The sequence below is a fragment of the Gordonia desulfuricans NBRC 100010 genome, assembly GCF_001485495.1.
GTDB classification, from domain to species: Bacteria; Actinomycetota; Actinomycetes; order Mycobacteriales; family Mycobacteriaceae; genus Gordonia; species Gordonia desulfuricans.
In genome coordinates this window covers 1-1,508 of record NZ_BCNF01000025.1, presented here as the reverse complement: position 1 = coordinate 1,508, position 1,508 = coordinate 1, and the positions used below count along the sequence as shown (strand labels likewise).

The 1,508-nt window shown below is 62.3% G+C and carries 1 protein-coding gene; it reads right to left on the bottom strand.

Annotated elements, in window-relative coordinates; genetic code table 11:
- Window positions 1-106: 106 nt before the first annotated feature.
- Window positions 107-1,348: an HNH endonuclease gene (locus tag GD1_RS04310; protein WP_238403532.1), complete on the bottom strand. Its 1,242-nt coding sequence runs from the start codon at window positions 1,346-1,348 to the stop codon at window positions 107-109.
- Window positions 1,349-1,508 lie beyond the last annotated feature (160 nt).

Here is a 1,508-nt window from a genome sequence, read left to right as displayed (position 1 = left end):
TGTCGAAACCTCCGCCGGCCGAGCTCGCCAACGCAACCAACGGAGGTCCCGACACCCAACCCGAATCTCTATGAAGTTCTCAAAGAACACAAGCTTCTACAAAAGGTCAGGCAGCATTCGGCAGTTCGTCGGCAAACCGCCGGTTATACGCCGGAATCGGACGACGACGCCGATCCACCACCTCCGGTGGGATCAGCCACGGATGCGCATCGGGGCCCATGTAGACGTCCCATCCGTTGTGATGCACGTCGGCATGACACGACGCACACAGTAGACAGCCGTTCGCCAGGTCGGTGGCACCACCATCCGACCAATGCGCGATGTGATGGGCCTGCGTGCGCGATGCCGGGGCACCGCACTTGATGCAACACCGATCCCGCTCGAACAGGGCTCGCCGCTGCGAAGCGGTGAACAACCGTTTCGACCGGCCCATGTCCAACGGGACGCGTTCGCCGTCGACGATGGTCATGACCACCACACCGTCGCAGCTGGTTTCCAGCAGGGTGCTGTGGGTGATCGACCCACCAAACATCAACTCCGACTTGCCCGGCGCATCCGCAGGAACCGACAGATTGATCAACGCCGCAGGTGGCGCGGTTACCGGCCGTTCCCCCGCACCAGCGGCCATGTCCAAAACCATCTCCAACGCATCCGCGCGACGTCGGGGCGCTTCGCGGGGGTCTTTCGAACCATCCGGCTGGGGCACCGGCGCCGACAGTTTCTCGATGGCCGTCGCCAACTTTTCCCCGACAACAACATCCAGACTCCCGGAGACGGCGACCCGCCCATCATCTGTCCGCCCGATATCGAGAGCGTTCAGGTTGCGGTCTTCTTTCGCGGGTCGTCCGCCCTCGGTGTCGTCAGCGTGATGGTCCCCGAGCTGATGTGCTCGTGCCATCACCTCAGCAGGTTTGGCACCCGACAACACCTGCGCCAACAGATCGCCTTCGAACTCGGCCCAGGTCTCGGCATCCGGTGCCTCCCCGGCACGTAACCCGATCTGGTTGAGTCCGCGCACGATCGCATCGACGTGTTCACCCGAGATCGCACCGTCGGCGGCGTGTTTCAGTGTGCGGTCCACGACCGCCGAGGTGCCGATCCGCTGCATGCGTGCGGCGACGGCGGGCGCGTACCCCATCTCGATCAGCAACGCGATCGGTTTGTGCCCGTGATTCTGTGCGACCCCCAGCCGGTCGAGACTCCCGGCGCCGGCGGCGGTGAGTGAGTCGACGAGGTTGCGTATGGTGACCAGTTTCTGCATGTCCGCGAAGACGATTTGCCCGGTCTGATCGTCGTCGAAACGACAGTTGGTGAGTGTGTCGATCACGGTGTCCAGCTCCCCCTGCATGTGTTCCATTGTAGCGAACGTATAGGCGATGAGCGCGCGAATTCGCAAGTAGAACACTATTTGTGGATAAGTTGTGAAAGCTGTTCACCCTGGGGTTTCGGGTTCAGCTGTGGGGTTGTTGGGGACATTGTTGGCTGCGGAGATTTCGACTCGGGTCCTT